At 64.0% G+C, this 15,845-nt stretch carries 15 protein-coding genes; 7 read left to right on the top strand and 8 right to left on the bottom strand.

Going from position 1 to position 15,845, the window contains the following annotated elements; all coding sequences use genetic code 11:
- Positions 1-186: 186 nt before the first annotated feature.
- Together nudC and folE are read left to right on the top strand one after the other, a co-directional pair.
- Positions 187-1,023, top strand: coding sequence for an NAD(+) diphosphatase (gene nudC, locus J0O65_RS05700; RefSeq protein WP_215405043.1), 837 nt, complete (start codon positions 187-189; stop codon positions 1,021-1,023).
- 77 nt (positions 1,024-1,100) lie between these two features.
- Positions 1,101-1,667, top strand: a complete 567-nt coding sequence (gene folE / locus J0O65_RS05695) for a GTP cyclohydrolase I FolE (protein ID WP_034754386.1) — start codon at positions 1,101-1,103, stop codon at positions 1,665-1,667.
- Between the two features lie 57 nt (positions 1,668-1,724).
- Here the strand turns inward: folE and J0O65_RS05690 are convergent, their stop codons facing one another.
- Positions 1,725-2,543 carry an AraC family transcriptional regulator gene (locus J0O65_RS05690; RefSeq protein ID WP_215405042.1) on the bottom strand — a complete coding sequence of 273 codons (819 nt, stop codon included), beginning with the start codon at positions 2,541-2,543 and terminating at the stop codon, positions 1,725-1,727.
- A 193-nt stretch (positions 2,544-2,736) separates the two neighbouring features.
- On the opposite strand from J0O65_RS05690, the gene J0O65_RS05685 reads away from it, so the two are divergent.
- Positions 2,737-3,174: a hypothetical protein gene (locus J0O65_RS05685; RefSeq protein ID WP_215404975.1), complete on the top strand. Its 438-nt coding sequence runs from the start codon at positions 2,737-2,739 to the stop codon at positions 3,172-3,174.
- On the opposite strand, the gene J0O65_RS05680 is transcribed toward J0O65_RS05685, so the two are convergent.
- Both J0O65_RS05680 and J0O65_RS05675 read right to left on the bottom strand, forming a co-directional pair.
- The gene (locus tag J0O65_RS05680; RefSeq protein ID WP_034781254.1) at positions 3,168-3,533 is read right to left on the bottom strand and encodes a hypothetical protein; all 366 of its coding nucleotides are present in this window, start codon (positions 3,531-3,533) and stop codon (positions 3,168-3,170) included. The genes J0O65_RS05685 and J0O65_RS05680 overlap by 7 nt on opposite strands.
- Positions 3,534-3,606: 73 nt before the next feature.
- Positions 3,607-4,035, bottom strand: coding sequence for an EamA family transporter (locus J0O65_RS05675; protein WP_152252852.1), 429 nt, complete (start codon positions 4,033-4,035; stop codon positions 3,607-3,609).
- A gap of 283 nt (positions 4,036-4,318) precedes the next feature.
- Here J0O65_RS05675 and J0O65_RS05670 point away from each other — a divergent pair, with 283 nt between their 5' ends.
- Entirely contained in the window at positions 4,319-5,962 is a 1,644-nt protein-coding gene (locus J0O65_RS05670; protein ID WP_215404972.1) for a methyl-accepting chemotaxis protein, read from the top strand.
- Between the two features lie 16 nt (positions 5,963-5,978).
- Here the strand turns inward: J0O65_RS05670 and J0O65_RS05665 are convergent, their stop codons facing one another.
- Positions 5,979-6,404 (bottom strand): hypothetical protein, encoded by a 426-nt coding sequence (locus tag J0O65_RS05665; protein WP_215404970.1) that lies wholly within the window; start codon positions 6,402-6,404, stop codon positions 5,979-5,981.
- A gap of 200 nt (positions 6,405-6,604) precedes the next feature.
- Here J0O65_RS05665 and J0O65_RS05660 point away from each other — a divergent pair, with 200 nt between their 5' ends.
- The gene (locus tag J0O65_RS05660; protein WP_215404968.1) at positions 6,605-7,303 is read left to right on the top strand and encodes a glutathione binding-like protein; all 699 of its coding nucleotides are present in this window, start codon (positions 6,605-6,607) and stop codon (positions 7,301-7,303) included.
- A gap of 7 nt (positions 7,304-7,310) precedes the next feature.
- Here J0O65_RS05660 and uraH read toward each other — a convergent pair whose 3' ends face one another.
- Positions 7,311-7,721 (bottom strand): hydroxyisourate hydrolase, encoded by a 411-nt coding sequence (gene uraH / locus J0O65_RS05655; RefSeq protein ID WP_215404965.1) that lies wholly within the window; start codon positions 7,719-7,721, stop codon positions 7,311-7,313.
- Positions 7,722-7,731: 10 nt separating this feature from the next.
- On the bottom strand, positions 7,732-8,226 hold the full coding sequence (locus J0O65_RS05650; protein ID WP_215404963.1) for a GlcG/HbpS family heme-binding protein: 495 nt from the start codon (positions 8,224-8,226) through the stop codon (positions 7,732-7,734).
- 141 nt (positions 8,227-8,367) lie between these two features.
- Here J0O65_RS05650 and J0O65_RS05645 point away from each other — a divergent pair, with 141 nt between their 5' ends.
- Both J0O65_RS05645 and J0O65_RS05640 read left to right on the top strand, forming a co-directional pair.
- Positions 8,368-9,078, top strand: a complete 711-nt coding sequence (locus tag J0O65_RS05645) for a heavy metal response regulator transcription factor (protein WP_215404961.1) — start codon at positions 8,368-8,370, stop codon at positions 9,076-9,078.
- Positions 9,075-10,475, top strand: coding sequence for a heavy metal sensor histidine kinase (locus tag J0O65_RS05640; protein WP_215404959.1), 1,401 nt, complete (start codon positions 9,075-9,077; stop codon positions 10,473-10,475). Before J0O65_RS05645 ends, J0O65_RS05640 begins: the two co-directional genes overlap by 4 nt.
- On the opposite strand, the gene J0O65_RS05635 is transcribed toward J0O65_RS05640, so the two are convergent.
- Both J0O65_RS05635 and J0O65_RS05630 read right to left on the bottom strand, forming a co-directional pair.
- The gene (locus tag J0O65_RS05635; RefSeq protein WP_251373514.1) at positions 10,472-13,810 is read right to left on the bottom strand and encodes a DEAD/DEAH box helicase; all 3,339 of its coding nucleotides are present in this window, start codon (positions 13,808-13,810) and stop codon (positions 10,472-10,474) included. The genes J0O65_RS05640 and J0O65_RS05635 overlap by 4 nt on opposite strands.
- Before the next feature lie 174 nt (positions 13,811-13,984).
- A complete protein-coding gene (locus J0O65_RS05630) occupies positions 13,985-15,691 on the bottom strand; it encodes a methyl-accepting chemotaxis protein (protein WP_215404955.1) in 1,707 nt (568 codons plus the stop codon).
- Positions 15,692-15,845 lie beyond the last annotated feature (154 nt).

The raw sequence follows: 15,845 nt of genomic DNA, 5'->3' as shown, positions 1-15,845 counted from the left end.
ATAACTGGGCGCTATTTCGTAAATGAGAATCGTTATCAGTATCATTTGCGCAACGGATGCGGGGTGCCGTGAAAAAAAACGCGGTCCTGGCCCATGAATGCTTGCTTTGCGGCCCGGCCGCTGCTATGCGCGCAAGCCTCCGGCGGCGGGAGTATGATGAGCAACCTTTACAAATTTCTTCCGAGCATGCTGCAGACTCCCGATGCCTTCGTCCCTCTGATCGATGCGCCTGAACCGGCCCCGGCCGCCGGCGAGACGCTTACCTTTGTCTTCCACCGCGGGCGCCTGCTGTTGCGTACGCCGGAACTGTCCCTGCCCACGGCCGCCGAAGCGGCCGCGCTCGATATCGACTTGCGCCGCGCCCAGCCCGTGGGCTTGTGGCAGGGCCGCTATTGCCAGACCGTCTGGATGGATGACGACGCCTTGCCCGCTGCCGGCGCCCTGGCCTGGCACGGCATGCGCTCGCTTTTCAATGCCGTCGACGACGCCTTCCTGGGCCTGGCCAGCCGCGCCGCGCAGCTGGCCGAGTGGGCGCGCACGCACCGCCATTGCGGCGTCTGCGCCACGCCGATGCAGCGCACGCGCGGCGAACGCTGCTTCACCTGCGCGGCCTGCGGCATGCTCGCGTATCCGCGTATTTCGCCCGCCATGATGGTGCTCATCCGTAAGGGCGAGCAGGTGCTGCTGGCCATGCACAGGCACTCGCCATCACAGCGCTTCAGTCCGCTTGCCGGTTTCCTGGAAGCGGGTGAATCGATCGAGGAAGCCGTGCACCGCGAAGTGATGGAAGAGGTGGGCTTGCGCGTGCATAACTTGCAATATTTCATGAGCCAGTCCTGGCCGTTTCCCCATTCGCTGATGATCGCGTTTACGGCCGATTACCTCGACGGCGAGATCCGCCTGGACGAGAACGAGATCGCCGAGGCGCGCTGGTTCGGTCCTGGCGATGCGTGGCCGGAAGCGAGTTCCAGCGTGTCGATTTCGGCCCTGCTGGTGCAGGCGCACCGTCCGCCGGCGCAGTAGCAAAGCAGCGGCTGCTCAGGCAGCCTGCCGCATTTTCTATATACTGGCGACAATTGCAAATTTTAGGGTGGTTTAGCATGTCTCAAGAAGAATTCTCCGAAAACGACTGGCGCCGGCTGATCAGCAGCTTTGGCGAAGATCCGCAGCGTCCTGGCTTGCTGGAAACGCCGGCGCGCGTGGCCAAGGCGTGGAAGCACTGGACGTCGGGCTATGGCCAGGATCCGGTGGACTTGCTGAAAGCCTTTGAGGATGGCGCGGAACAGTACAACGAGTTGATCGTCGTGCGCGGCATCCCCGTTTACAGCCATTGCGAACACCACCTGGCGCCGTTTTTCGGCAAGGCCACCATCGGCTACGTGCCCAACGGCAAGATCGTCGGCCTGTCGAAACTGACGCGCCTCGTCGATTGCTTTTCCAAGCGTCTGCAAGTGCAGGAACGCATGACGATGCAGATCGCCAATGCGCTGATGGAAGTGCTGGAACCGAAATCGGTGGGCGTGGTCGTACGCTGCCGCCACCTGTGCATGGAAAGTCGCGGCATCCGCACGCCGGGGGAAGAAACCATCACCTCGGCCATGCTGGGCGAGATGCAGCCGAACCTGGCGCTGCGCACGGAATTTCTGGCGTTGGCACGCGAAAGCTGATTTTTCGGCGACGATGCAGGGCGAAGGCGGCATATGCCGCCTTTTTTTATGCGCCTTTTATACTCTCCTGGATTCCCGTTCCGCCAGGTAGCGCGCCGGCGGCTTGCCTACCGCCTTGCGGAACATGGTGACAAAGCCGCTGGTGTTTTCATAGCCGAGCTCCAGCGCCACGGCTTTCACGCTGCGCCCCTGCGCCAGCCGTTGCAAGGCAAGGATGACGTGCAGTTGCCGGCGCCAGCGGCCCACGCTCATGCCCATTTCCTCCAGTGACTGGCGGGTCATGCTGCGCTCGCTCATGCCGATGCGGCAGGCCCATTCGGCCAGGGTGCTTTTGTCGGCCGGCTGCGCCAGCAGCAGGGTGGCCAGGCGGCGCAGGCGCGCATCGCGCGGCATCGGCAAATGCAAGTCTTCCACGGGCGCGGCCGCCAGCTCGTCGAGCAGCGTGAGCACCAGGCGTTCCTGTGCACCCTGCAGCGCGGCCAGGGTGGGAAAACCGGCCGCCTTGGCGATTAGTTCGCGCAGCAATGGCGACACGGCCACGGTGCAGCAGACGGCGGGCAGGGCCGGCGCCATGGCCGGCTCGACAAACAGACAATAGCATTGCGCCTCGCCCACGCCCTGCGCGGCGTGCATCAGGCCGCCTGGTATCCATACGGCGCACTGGGGTGGCACGATCCACACGCCACTTTCCACTTCACAATGAATCACGCCCCGCGTGGCGTACAGCAACTGCCCTTTGCGGTGCTGGTGCGGCGCCTGCTCCGCATCCTCGCGCACGCTGGCCAGGCCCACGGCCAGCAGCGGACGCAGCACGCCATCGACATCGAAATCGAGGATGGAGGCGTCATCGTCCAGGCCCAGGTGGGCCGTCAGCATGCTGGGCAAGAGGGCATGGGGCATGGGAATACTTTGGCTGGATTGAATAATATTGTGGCTATTTTATGCAATGACGCGCCATGCCGCCAACGCTATCGTATGGGCATCCGCAGCCCCGCTTCAACGGCAACCGCCGCCGCCCGTGTTCTGATGAAGGTGAGGAAGAACGGCAACCCCTTCAAGGAGTTATCTCATGCAACTCGATTTTTCCACTTTTCCCCTCGTCTGGATGCGCCGCGACGGCGCGTCCGGCGACCAGGCCGACGTGTTGTTCGCCCAGTTCGAGGCCCTGCTGGCGCGCCGGCAGGCGTTTGTCATCCTCAGCGAGGAAGGTTTTGATGAGGACGGGCATGCACACCCGCAGGAAGAGCGCAAGCGCGCCGTACTGTGGATGAAGCAAAACAAGGCCGCCATCCGCGCGTATATCCAGGGCATGGTGCTGATCGAACCGAGCGCGGCCAAGCGACTGGCCGGCAAGGCCTTTGCCGTGCTATTTGGCAAGTTCTGGGGCTATCCCCTGCATTTCGGCACCAGCCGCGACGACGCGCTCGACATTGCCCGACATTTGATCCGGGCCTGGCTGCCGCCGCGACTGCCGCCAGGCGACGGCAGCCCGGCTGTGCATCAGTAACGGTAGTCGTTGACGAAGTGTTTTGTGAAGTTGTACTTGCTGCCGCCGTCGAGCAGGTCGACCAGGCGTTTCGGCGCTGAGGCCGACATGAAGGCGTCGGCGGCCCCGCCCGTGCTGCGGAATTTCATGCCGGGGCTGAGGATCTGGTTGGCGCCGATCTTTAGGTGCTGGAAGCTTTTCGTCTTCTCGTTATTGAGGATGAAGTGCAATTCCTGCTTGAACGTCAGGAAGGGGATCTTCAGCCACCAGCCTTCGTCCGTGCCATAGCTGGCGACGCTGGCAAAATGCGTGTTCTTGTCCGTCAGGGTGGGTTTGCCCAGGCGGTCGTTGATGCGTTTCATGGCTTCATTCTTGGTCATGCTGTGCTTTCGTGATTCGATCTATCCGGCGTGCATTCTGACACAGGCGCGCCGCCGCGTGCCGTGGAATGCCTTACAGCAGCAAAATCAGCGAGCCGAGCACGATCAAGCCGCCGCCGATGGCCGCTTTCACGGTGAACGGTTCGCCCAGCACGAGCCAGCCGGCCAGCATCACCAGCGCCACGCTGAGCTTGTCGACGGGCGCCACCAGAGAGACGGGCCCCAGCTGCAGCGCGCGGAAATAGCAGAGCCACGACAGCCCCGTGGCCACGCCCGAGGCGATCAGGCAAGTCCAGCCCACCCAATTGCCGCCGGACGGGCGCTGCCATTCCGCGCGCAGCGAGATGATGGCTGCCGTCACCAGCAGGATCACGCCCGTACGTATCAACGTGGCCATATTGCTGTTCAGGTGGGCTACGCCCAGCTTGCCCAGGATGGCCGTCAGGGCCGCGAACACGGCCGACAGGATGGCAAAGCCTTGCCAGGTGAAAGTGGTCGACATGGGGCTCCTTGCGCGGTGGCGACGTCAGATTGACTGTAGCGTAGCACGCTGATCGTGGGAAAAACTATTGCGGTGCAGCATCAACTCTCATCAATTGTCGCAACGCATTAACAACACCGGGCAAAAAACATTGCTTACCGGCATTGTAAATATCGGTCGTTCGAGCGTATGCTGAAGCAGTCTGAACGGTGCCGCCAGAGCACCGTCGCCGCCGCATTGCTGGCCTGTCGAGCAGGAAGCGGGTCACGCCCCATCGCCGCAAATAGAGAGTTGGAGACACAGCATGAAGAAATTGACGTTCCAGCAGAAGTTATGGATTCCCCTGATTTGCAGCCTGTTGTGCATCACCGTTATTTTTGTCTATAACGCCCTGGAAGTGCGCAAGATCCGTATCGAAGAGCGCAGCGCCGACCTGAGCAATGCCGCCGACCTGGGCCTGGGCGCCGTCAAGATGTTCGGCGACCTGGCCGCCAGCGGCGCCTTGACGAAGGAAGAAGCGCAGAAGCAGGCCACCGCCGTCATCAAGAGCATGCGTTTCGGCGAGACCGGTTATTTGTCCATCATCAACCTTGACGCCGTCGTCGTGATGAATCCCGCCGCGCCGCAAACGAATGGCAAGAACATGGCGGATTTTAAGGATGCCAACGGCACCTATCTGTACCGCGACATCGTTGCCGTCGGCAAGAGCGATGCGGGCAAGGGCTTCGTCCACTATTATTTCCCCCGTCCCGGCCAGAAAAATCCGGAACCGAAGATGAGCCGCGTGGTGGCCTACAAGCCATGGAGCTGGACTATCGTGACGGGCGTGTACATGGACGATATCGACGCGGCTTTCCGCCAGTCGCTGCTGACCTCGCTGGGCGTGCTGCTGCTCGTGTGCGCGCTGCTGGCCGCCGTCGTCGTGGCCATCAACCGCAGCCTGCGTCATGCGCTGGGCGGCGATCCCGAATATGCGGCCGACGTGGCCGCCCAGATCGCGAATAACGATCTGAGCGGCGCCGTGCGCACGCATGCCAGCGACCGCCACAGCGTGCTGTACGCGATGAAAACCATGCAGGCCAACCTGGTCGATGCGATCAGTGAAATCCGCCATAGCGCCGAGACGATCGCCACGGCATCGAGCGAGATTGCCAGCGGCAATATGGACTTGTCGGCGCGCACGGAAATGCAAGCCAGTTCGCTGGAAGAAACGGCGGCGTCGATGGAGGAATTGACTTCGACCGTGACGCAAAACGCGGGCAATGCCGTGCAGGCGAATGAACTGGCGCAGTCCGCTTCGGCCGTGGCGCGCCAGGGCGGCGCCGTGGTGGCGCAAGTGATCGGCACCATGGACACCATCAACGCTTCGTCGCGCAAGATCGTCGACATCATCGGCGTCATCGACGGCATCGCCTTCCAGACGAATATCCTGGCCTTGAATGCGGCCGTCGAGGCGGCGCGCGCCGGCGAGCAGGGCCGCGGCTTTGCCGTGGTGGCGTCGGAAGTGCGCAATCTGGCGCAGCGCTCGGCGGGCGCGGCGAAGGAAATCAAGGAACTCATCGGCGCTTCCGTCGACAGCATCGCGGCCGGCAGCACCCTCGTCGCACAGGCGGGCACGACCATGGATCAGGTGGTCGCTTCCGTCTCGCGCGTGACCGATATCATGGCCGACATCACGGCCGCCTCGCACGAGCAAAGCACGGGCATTGGCCACGTCAACCAGGCGATCACGGAGATGGATAGCGTGACACAGCAAAATGCGGCGCTGGTGGAAGAGGCGGCGGCGGCGGCGTCGAGCATGCAGGACCAGGCGGCCGTGCTGGCGCAACTGGTGGCGCGCTTCAAGCTGTCGGCGCACGAACATGGCGCCGCGGCGCCGCGCCTGGCGGCCGCTGGCGCGCCACGCGCCGTGGCGAAAAAACCGCTGCGCAGCCTGGCGGCGCGCTAGGGGTTTCGTTAGGGACTTACCGGGCGGGCGCCGCCGCTTGCGGCGCCGCTTCGAATTCCAGCTTGTCATCGACGACCACGAATTGCCCGACCGGCTGGCCCAGGTCGGCTTTCGGGTCGTTTTCCATTTCCGTCAGCGCATTGCAGGTATTCGTTTCCGCCTGCCACAGTTGCTTGCCCATCCGGATATTCCATATGCCATCGCCAGCCGCAAACAGTTCGACGGTGATGTCGGCTGGCGCATCCGTCGACAGGGTATGCAGGCGCTGGCATTGCGGCAGATTGGTCGCCATCAGCTGCACTTCCACGGTATCTTGCCAAAAATAACGTTGCTGGCGGCGCACGGTCAGGGAATGGTCTTGCCCATCGAACATGTAGATGGCGAAGTCCTGGACACAGCCTGACAGCAGGACGGACAGCGTGACGATCAGGAGTTTGCGCATGGTCGGCTTTCTTGGTTTGTGCTCGGGAATGTCGGGATGCCTGCGTGACGGTGCGAGTGGGTGCTTGCCTCGCTTGGGCGCCGTCTTGTTTTTCGCTTACGTGGCATTATATCCATGCATATCAGTTGCGGCGCGACAATAGTTATGCCAAGTCCGCTTGCCGCACCGCTTGCTCCACCTATCTACCTGGAAAGACCACGATGATCGACCTGTATTACTGGACCACGCCCAACGGGCACAAAGTGACGATGTTCCTGGAAGAAGCGGGCATCCCCTACAAGCTCATTCCCGTGCATATCGGCAAGGGCGAGCAGTTCAAGCCCGAATTTCTCGCCATTGCGCCGAACAACCGCATCCCCGCCATCGTCGACCAGGCACCGGCAGATGGCGGCGCACCGCTGTCCCTGTTCGAGTCGGGCGCGATTCTGCAATACCTGGCCGAGAAAAGCGGGCAATTCCTGCCGCACGATGTGCGGGGACGCGCCGAGGTCATGCAATGGCTGTTCTGGCAAATGGGCGGCCTGGGCCCCATGGCGGGGCAAAACCACCATTTCGTGCAATACGCGCCCGAACCCATCGACTACGCCATCACGCGCTACGTCAACGAAACGAACCGGCTATACGGCGTGCTGAACAAGCGCCTGGCCGACCGCGAGTTCGTCGCCGGCGACAGTTATTCGATCGCCGACATGGCGATCTACCCGTGGATCGTGCCGCATGCGCGCCAGCGCCAGAAGCTGGAAGATTTCCCGCACCTGGCGCGCTGGTTCGCGGCCATCGCCGCCCGTCCCGCCACCGTGCGCGCGTATGCCCGCGCCGCCGAAATCAACGTGCAGCCCACCGTCAGCGAGGACGCGAAAAGCGTGCTGTTCGGCCAGACGGCGAAGACGCTGGGCTGAGCGGCCGTCAGTTGCCCCGGTAGGTGGAAAAACCGAAAGGACTGAGCAGCAGCGGAATGTGGTAATGCTGGTCGGTCTTTTCCACGTGGAATTGCACGGGGATTTCCGGGAAAAAAGTTTCCTGTTTCAGGCGCGCATAGTGTTCGCCTGTTTGAAACACGATGCGGTAGTCGCCCGCCTGCATGGGCGCGCCTGCCGGATACATGGCCGCGATGCGCCCCTGCGCATTCGTCACGGCGCTGCTCAATGGCTTCCAGTCAGTCCCCTGCTTTTGCTCCAGCGTCACCGTCACGCCCGCCGTCGGCTGGCCGCTCTGCAAGTCGAGGATGTGCACGCTCAAGGGATTGGCGGCGGCCAGGGCCAGGCTGGACAGGCTGGCGAAGGCCAGGGCGGCGGTGGTTTTTTTCAGGTAGGTCATCGCGTTGCTTTCAAGGTGAGGGGAGATCGAGTTCGGGAAGGGAGGACAGGGCTGCCTGGGCACAGGCGCGGTCTTGCAGGGCGCCACCGCCACCGGCGACGCCGATGGCGCCGACCACTTGCCCTTGGGCCATCAACGGCAGGCCGCCACCGAGCAGCAACAGCTCCGGCACGGTGGTCAAATTGCTCATGTCCGGATTGTTGCGGGCCGCCGCAGCCAGCGCATAGGTATCGTTTTTGGTGGACAGGGCCGTGTAGGCCTTGCGCCGGCTGGCATCCGTGTTGTGGGGACCGACGCCATCGGCGCGTTGCACGGCGACGACATTGCCGCCACGGTCGAGTATGCTGACGACGATGTGGCGGCCTTGCGCCTGGCAAGCGGCCAGGGCCGCGTTGGCCAGGGTGTTGGCCGCCGCCAGAGAAACATCATCGACCTTGCGCAGCTGGGCGTGGGCCGGGCTGGCCAGCAGGCACAGCAGGGTAACGCCGGGAAAAAGAGATCGCATGTGGCTATCCGTTGAGTAAAGTGGCGCCAGTATGGCCAGTGTTACCCTACGAGAAGATGAGCGCCGCATGACATTTTTATCATCCTCAGCGCCCAACACGCGGCGTAAAATGGTGCAACATCCCACACGAAAGCCCCTCCCATGCGCATCCTGGTCATCGAAGACGAACCGAAGACGGGCGACTACCTGCTGCGCGGCCTGGCCGAGTCCGGTTTTACGGTGAGCCTGGCGCGCAACGGCCGCGACGGCCTGCACATGGCAAGTACGGAGTCGCCCGATCTCATCGTGCTCGACGTCATGCTGCCCATCATGGATGGCTGGCAAGTCTTGCGCGCGCTGCGGCTGCAGGAAGGCGGCGCGGACGTGCCCGTGATTTTCCTCACGGCGCGCGACGAGGTGCAGGACCGCGTGAAAGGGCTGGAACTGGGCGCCGACGATTACCTGGTGAAACCGTTCGCCTTTGCCGAACTGGTGGCGCGCATCCGCACCCTGCTGCGGCGCGGGCCGCCCCGCGAAGACGACGTGATCCGCATCGGCGACATGGAAATCGATGTGATGAAACGCAAGGTCAGCCGGCAAGGCCAGCGCATCACCCTGACGGCCAAGGAATTCGGCTTGCTGCATTTGTTGGCGCGGCGCCAGGGCGAGGTCTTGTCGCGCTCCATCATCGCTTCGCAAGTGTGGGACATCAATTTCGAGAGCGACACCAACGTCATCGACGCGGCCATCCGCCGCCTGCGCAGCAAGCTCGACGATCCGTTCGAACCCAAGCTGATCCACACCTTGCGGGGCATGGGCTATGTCTGCGAATTGCGCGCGCCATCTGCTCCCGACGGCGGCGCAGCCGCATGAAATTCTCGCAACTGCGCCGCTCGCTGACCCTGCGCGTCACGCTCGTGTTCGTGCTGATCGTGGCGCTCGTGTCGGCCGGCCTGGGCATGCATTTGTACCGCTCGTTCGTGGCGGAAATCGAGCGCCGCGACGACATTTTATTATTGGGAAAACTGCGGCAGATCCAGCAATTACTCGGTAACGCGGGCACCCTGGACATCATCCGCGAGCGGCCCCAGTACTTTCGCGACACCATGAGCGGGCAAGAGAACTCCCTGGTGCGTATCGTGCGCGCCGATGGCACGCGTTTGATCGATGTCAACCCGAACGCCGAGACGGTGGCGCATCCTGTTCCCGTGGCCGTCGATGCGCCCGTGACAGCCAGCGACATCGTCAGCTGGATCAGCCGCGACGGCTATCCGGCCAGGGTCGTGGCGGCCAGCGCGCGCATCGGCGATCCGGCGCAGATGGCCGACATTTCCGTCGCCCGGGTCTACGGCGACCGCACGGCCATGTTTGCCGCCTACCGCTGGCAGATCGTCGTCTCCGTCGCCGTCAGCGCGCTGGTGGCGGCGATTCTTGCCAGCGTGATGCTGCTGCGGGGACTGCGGCCGTTGCGCAATATCGCTGCCCATGCGGCCCTCGTGCGGCCGGGCAAGCTGGGCCAGCAGCTGGAGGCGCGCGGCGCGCCGACGGAGCTCTTGCCCTTGATCCAGGCGCTCAACGCCATGCTGGCGCGGCTGCAGGAAGGCTATGCGCGGCTGTCGCAGTTTTCCGCCGACCTGGCGCATGAATTCCGCACGCCCGTCACCAATCTGCTGGGGCAAAGCCAGGTCATGCTGGCGCGCCCGCGCAGTGCGCACGAGTATGAACAGCTGGTGTCGTCGAATGTGGAAGAGCTGGAACGGCTGTCGCGCATGATCGACAGCATGCTGTTCCTGGCGCGGGCGCAGCAGGATGAGATGATCCTGATTAAGCAAGCCTTGCCCGTGCAGGACGAATTCTTGCGCCTGGCCGATTTCTTTGAAGGCCTGGCCGAAGAGCGGGGGCTGGCGCTGGCCTGCCACGGCAGCGGCAATGTGACGGCCGAGCCGCAACTGCTGCGCCGCGCGCTGGGCAACCTGCTGTCGAACGCCATCCGCCACGCGGCGCCCGGCAGCACGATTGTCTTGCGCTCGCATGCGACGAACGAGGGCGTGGAATTGAGCGTGAGCAACCTCGGCCCCGCCATCCCCGCCCGTCACTTGCCGCACCTGTTCGAGCGCTTCTACCGCGCCGACCCGGCCCGCAGCGACTCGGCCGCCTCCACCGGCCTAGGGCTGGCCATCGTCACGGCCATCATGCAGTTGCATGGCGGCGGCGCGACGGTGGCGTCCGACGCGGCCGCGACGACGTTTACGCTCACCTTCCCCGTTTAGCCCATTTCGACCAGGAACTCATGCATGCCCGTATGCGGCAATTGCGCGCACGCCGGTGCAAAGTGCGGCAACTGCCCCCACAGCAGCGGGTTGCCGACGATGTACACATAATGCTGGGCGCGCGTGAGGGCCACGTTGAGCAGGTTCGGCGTGGCCGCCGCCCATTGCGCGGCGCCGGCCGTGCTGTCGTCGGCGCCGAGGACCAGCATCACCACGCTTTGTTCCTTGCCCTGGAAGGTGTGCACGGTGCCCACCATCTGGCCGCTCCACTGGCGCAATTCACGCGCCGTCGGCGCCTTGCCGTAGCCGAGGCGGCGGTCCCAGTCCATGTCGACGATGCGCGAACGCAATGCGTCGCGCACGGCCTTGAATGGCGTGATCACATACATGTCGGGCAGCTTGCCGTCGCGGCGATACAGCTTTAATAGCACTTCCAGCACGAAATCGAGCTGCACGGGCACCACCTGCTTGTAGCTGACGGGACCGATGGCGTCGATCCAGCGGCTGGGGCCCCGCGTGAGGCCGCGCGCGCCGGCCGGCGGCGTGCGCTCGGCCAGGCCGTAGACCATCTTGTCTTCGTAGGCGATGCTGTTGGCCAGCGAAAACATCGGTTCCACGCAGCGGCGGTGCACGCGCAAGGGGCTGCCGATCCACAAGGGTTTTTCGCTGTGGGCGCCGACAGCCGCGCCATAGCGGTTGGCCTTGTCCGCCAGGGTCTGCACGGACACGGACGTCGGCGCATAGCTGCCATCGCGCGTGTGCGGCGACAGGGCGGATAACGTTTGCACGAGGCGGCCCGGCACCGTGAACACGGGTTCGATCTGCAGCGGGTCGCCCACGACGACGGCGCGCTTGGCGCGCCACAGGCCGCCCAGCGCCGCCTGTGGCGGTGCCTGGCCCGCTTCATCGATGAACAGCCAGCCCAGCGATTCGGGGCCCATGCCCTGGAACTGGCGCGCGAACGAGGCGAACGTGGTCGATACGACGGGCACCACCATGAACAGGCTGTGCCACACCATGGCGACGTGCGACTGGTCATAGGCGCGCTTGTTTTTCAGCAATTTTGACACGGCCAGCAAGTTGCCGCCAAAGCCGGGACCACCTTTTTTCGCCACTTCCGCCAGCCACGCTTCGTGCAGGGCCAGGGCCTTGGCGAACAGGCGCGAGCGCAGGCGCGCCAGGGCCGGTTCATGCCACAGGCCGTCGATTTGCAGGGCGTCGCCGTCCAGCTCGTCCAGGGTCGCCGGCGCGATGATGGTGGGGAAGCGCAGGCGGGCGCGGCGCAGCAGTTCCGTGCTGTCATCCCATTCGCGCTGGCGCGACTGCGCCGTGCGCAGGGCGATGTGCTGGCTGTTGCGGGCGCGCTCGCAGCGCGGCTCCAGCTCGCCTTTCAGCAGCAGCTTGATGGCGGACACGTCACGCGCGGCCTGGCGCTGCGCCTCGGCGTTGGCGACGACGGCCTCCTTGTAGGCGCGCGCCGGGGCCGTGCGGAACAGGCGGGCAAAGAAGCCCGGTTGCGTCAGCGCCACCAGGCGTTCTTCCTCCAGCAATTCCTTCTTGCTGAGCAGCAGGGTGTCCTGCTGCGCCAGCGCGTCGGACAGGGCGCCATTCGCCGCATCCATCTCTTGCTCGGCAGCAATCAGCGCCTGCTGGCTGGCCTGGATGAAATCAGCTTCCGTGCAGGTGCCGACGGCTTGCCACAGGGCCGCGTACTGGGCGTGCTCGGCCAGGGCCTTTTCCACCACGTGTTCCGTCTCGCGGAACTCGCGCGCGGCCTGGGCGAAGCTCACGCCCTGGTAACTGGCCAGCCATTGGCGGATGTTCTGCGCGTGCGGCGTCTTGCGCGCCGTGCTCTTGTCCCAGTCATCGTCATAGAAATTGCTGATGAAGCGGCGGCGGTTGGCGCTGTTGCCCAGCGCACAGGACATCAAGCCCCATGGCGCTTCCGCCTCGCCCAGGGCGCGGTTGGCGCCATTGCCGTCGGCCACGACCCGGCGCGCCACGCTTTCAAAATAGCGCGTGCGCGCCCATTCCTTGCCCAGTTGTTTAGGTTTCGGCAGGTCGCCGGAAATGTTTTCCACGGCCGCATTGTTTGACGAGGCGACGACCATTTCAAAGCCCGTCAGTTCCGGGCGCAAGCGGGCAATCGTGATGGGGTCGCGCACGCCTTCGAAGGCCACGGCCACCTTGCCGATGAAGGCGTCGGCGGCGCGGTCCAGGCAGGACAGCACGCTGGCGCGGCGCACGATATTGTCGGCGAACAATTCGCGCAACAAGGTCGTCTTGCCCGTGCCCGGCGGGCCATTCACGGAAAAGATGCCCCGCTCGCTCAAGCCCGTGCGCGCGCCGTGGATGGCGAACTGCTGCATCAGGCTCATGGCGTAGCTGGCGTCTTCCAGCCAGTGTCCGCGGTTCATGTTCGCGGGATTGAGCATGGCGGCCAGCGCCTGGCGTCCGGCCGGGCTGTACAGGTCGATGCGCTCATCCTGCGCCAGCGGCGTCAGATAGGCGGCGACCGTCGCCGGCAGCTTGCCGCCACGCAAGGCGCGGATGATCTGCTCCAGGTCATCGAGGTAAAAACTGTTGAGGATATCGATCGACGGCTCCACCGCGTCGCCGAAGTCCAGGCTGCGGTTCCGGCTGGACTCCGGCGTATCGGCGTCCGCCACGGCCGCGCGTTTCTTGCGGGTGCGCAATTCCAGCACGGCCAGCGGCTGGCCGGCCGACGGGTGGAAACCGGCCCAGTCGCGCAGCAGGTCGGCCAGGGCCGCGATCTCCATGCCGGACAGGGGAGACGCCACATTACCCGCTTCGTCCGTCACTGGCTGCGGGACGCGGCTTGCCGCGAAATTGCGCAGGCTGTCTTGCAGCGCCAGCTGGCTGTCGCTGAAGGCGTCCAGGCTCAGGCCCGACCAGTCCGGCGTGCGGGCGCGGCCCAGGGCCCACGGCAAGGTCGACACGGACACGGGATCGAATTGCGGCTCGCCCAGTGCATTGAGGTTCAGGCGGGCAAAGCACGAGCGTCCCAGCAGCTCCGTTTTTTCTGTGTCGGCGATGTTTTCCGGGCCGCTGGCCGGCGGACAAGCCTTGTTGATTTCGGCCTTGTCGAACACGCCGAGGAACAATGAAAAGCCGTCGATCTCGCGGTCGGACGGCACTTGCCACTGCGTGGCGAACTGCGGCGGCAATTGCGCCAGCTGTTCGCGGTGCAGGAGACGCACGGTGGACTGGTCTTCAACGTCCGTGATTTGATTCAGGTCAAACGGGATAAAGAATTCGATCTTGTGCCAATACTCCAGGATAGCCAGGAGGCGCTGCTGTTCTGCCTGATTCATGATGACCAATATTTTGTAAAGCGAGCGAGGATTGTAAAGCGTATGCGCGGTGCACGTTTTGCACTTTTGCCTATTGCGCGGGCTTTGCCGCAAAAAAAGTGGCGATGGCGGACGAAAAAAAGCCAGGCAGCAACTTCCTGCCTGGCTTTCCCGTGGGGAGGATGTTGCTATTGCTTAAAACTCTTCCCATTCGCTCTCGGTGGCAGCATTGCCGCGGCGCGCCGGCGCGGCCGCGACGGCCTGGCGCGCGGGTGCGGGCTTGGCCGCGGGGCGTGCGATGGCTGGCGCTGCCGGCGTGGTGCGCACCGGCGTCAGCCTGGGTGCGCTGGCGACATGGTTGCCGGTCTTAAAGAAGCCCACCACGTGCGCCAGTTCGCCCGCCTGTTCCTGCATGCTTTGCGAGGCGGCCGCCGCTTCTTCCACCAGGGCCGCGTTTTGCTGCGTCACTTCATCCATCTGGGCAATGGCCATGTTGATCTGTTCGATGCCGATGGTCTGCTCGTGTGTGGCGGAAGTGATCTCGCCCATGATGTCGGTCACGCGCACGATGCTGTCGACGATGTCGCCCATGGTCTGGCCCGCTTCATTGACGAGGCGCGACCCCGTGTCCACGTTGGCCACCGACGCGGCGATCAATTCCTTGATTTCTTTCGCTGCGCCAGCGGATCGTTGGGCCAGATTGCGCACTTCCGTGGCCACGACGGCGAAGCCACGGCCCTGCTCGCCCGCGCGCGCCGCTTCGACGGCCGCGTTCAAGGCCAGGATATTCGTCTGGAAGGCGATGCCGTCGATGACGCCGATGATGTCGACGATCTTCTTCGACGAGGCATTGATGGTGCCCATGGTGTCGACCACTTGCGAGACGATGCTGCCGCCGCGCACGGCCACTTCCGACGCGCTTTTCGCCAGCTGGTTGGCCTGGCGCGCATTGTCCGCGTTCTGCTTCACGGTCGAGGTCAGCTCTTCCATGGCCGACGCCGTTTCTTCCAGCGAACTGGCTTGCTCTTCCGTGCGTGACGACAGGTCGAGGTTGCCGGCGGCAATTTCGCTCGATGCCGTGGAGATCGCATCCGTGCCGTGGCGCACTTGCGCCACCACGCCCAGCAGGCTGGTGTTCATGGCTTTCAGGGCGCCCAGCAGGCGGCCCGTTTCATCGCTGGAATGGACGACGATGTGCGAGGACAAGTCGCCCGAGGCCACGGTTTCGGCCACGCTGACGGCCGCATTGATGGGCTGTGTGATCGAACGCGTGATGATCCAGGCAACGAAGGCGCCCAGCAGCACGGCCACGCTGCCCAGGGCAATCATGGAGGCGCGCGCGCTGGCGCTCAGCGTTTCGGCGTCCGTTGCCGCTTGCGCGGCCTGCTGCGCTTCATAGGCGACCAGGCTGTCGAGCGCGCCCAGCACGATCTTCAGGCTCGGCGCCGCCTGCTGCGTCAGGAAGGCGATCGCTTCTTCCGTCTGGCCCGCATTGCGCAGCTCGATGACCTTGTTGTTCAGCGGCGCGCCCGATTTCAGGGCCGCGTCCAGTTCGGCCATCAGGGCCGTTTCCTTGTCCGTCGAGATTTTCTTTTGCAAGGTTTCCTTGGCGGCGCCGTATTTCTTGCGCGCTTCGCCGATCTTCGCCAGTTCCGCCTGCACCAGCGCTTCCGTCGGCGCCACCACCACGCTGGTGATCGCCAGGGTAATGTTGCGCACGTTGTCGCTCATGGTATTGGCGGCCGCCATCTTGACGTTCTTGTCGGCCACGATATCGTGCGTGCGCGCGCTCAGTTGCCCCATGGAATACAGGCCGACGAGCAAGACGGCCACCAGCAGGCCGAGGACGACAGCAAACCCGATCCCGAGCCGGGTGCCGATTTTGAATTGTGTGAGTGACATGATTGCTTTCGTGGTGCGGAAGTGAGGGAAAACGTCGGCAGGTCAGGGCTACGGGTTTATACGTAACGGCAGCCAGCCTGTAATTGTTCCTCAAAATTCCGCACTGCAATACAAAAATTTGTATCAAGTCCCCGAAAAGTTTAAAAATTGCTAG

Origin of the sequence: Janthinobacterium sp. JC611, from assembly GCF_018682595.1 — a bacterium.
Classification (GTDB): domain Bacteria; phylum Pseudomonadota; class Gammaproteobacteria; order Burkholderiales; family Burkholderiaceae_D; genus Janthinobacterium.
The sequence above is the reverse complement of the archived record's forward strand: the minus strand, read 5'-3'. Positions and strand labels throughout refer to the sequence as shown.

Bases quoted from the DNA above. Each gene is read 5' to 3' on its own strand.
- nudC (WP_215405043.1), top strand. From the start codon at position 187: ATGCTGCAGACTCCCGATGCCTTCGTCCCTCTGATCGATGCGCCTGAA.
- folE (WP_034754386.1), top strand. From the start codon at position 1,101: ATGTCTCAAGAAGAATTCTCCGAAAACGACTGGCGCCGGCTGATCAGC.
- J0O65_RS05690 (WP_215405042.1), bottom strand. From the start codon at position 2,543: ATGCTGACGGCCCACCTGGGCCTGGACGATGACGCCTCCATCCTCGAT.
- J0O65_RS05685 (WP_215404975.1), top strand. From the start codon at position 2,737: ATGCAACTCGATTTTTCCACTTTTCCCCTCGTCTGGATGCGCCGCGAC.
- J0O65_RS05680 (WP_034781254.1), bottom strand. From the start codon at position 3,533: ATGACCAAGAATGAAGCCATGAAACGCATCAACGACCGCCTGGGCAAA.
- J0O65_RS05675 (WP_152252852.1), bottom strand. From the start codon at position 4,035: ATGTCGACCACTTTCACCTGGCAAGGCTTTGCCATCCTGTCGGCCGTG.
- J0O65_RS05670 (WP_215404972.1), top strand. From the start codon at position 4,319: ATGAAGAAATTGACGTTCCAGCAGAAGTTATGGATTCCCCTGATTTGC.
- J0O65_RS05665 (WP_215404970.1), bottom strand. From the start codon at position 6,404: ATGCGCAAACTCCTGATCGTCACGCTGTCCGTCCTGCTGTCAGGCTGT.
- J0O65_RS05660 (WP_215404968.1), top strand. From the start codon at position 6,605: ATGATCGACCTGTATTACTGGACCACGCCCAACGGGCACAAAGTGACG.
- uraH (WP_215404965.1), bottom strand. From the start codon at position 7,721: ATGACCTACCTGAAAAAAACCACCGCCGCCCTGGCCTTCGCCAGCCTG.
- J0O65_RS05650 (WP_215404963.1), bottom strand. From the start codon at position 8,226: ATGCGATCTCTTTTTCCCGGCGTTACCCTGCTGTGCCTGCTGGCCAGC.
- J0O65_RS05645 (WP_215404961.1), top strand. From the start codon at position 8,368: ATGCGCATCCTGGTCATCGAAGACGAACCGAAGACGGGCGACTACCTG.
- J0O65_RS05640 (WP_215404959.1), top strand. From the start codon at position 9,075: ATGAAATTCTCGCAACTGCGCCGCTCGCTGACCCTGCGCGTCACGCTC.
- J0O65_RS05635 (WP_251373514.1), bottom strand. From the start codon at position 13,810: ATGAATCAGGCAGAACAGCAGCGCCTCCTGGCTATCCTGGAGTATTGG.
- J0O65_RS05630 (WP_215404955.1), bottom strand. From the start codon at position 15,691: ATGTCACTCACACAATTCAAAATCGGCACCCGGCTCGGGATCGGGTTT.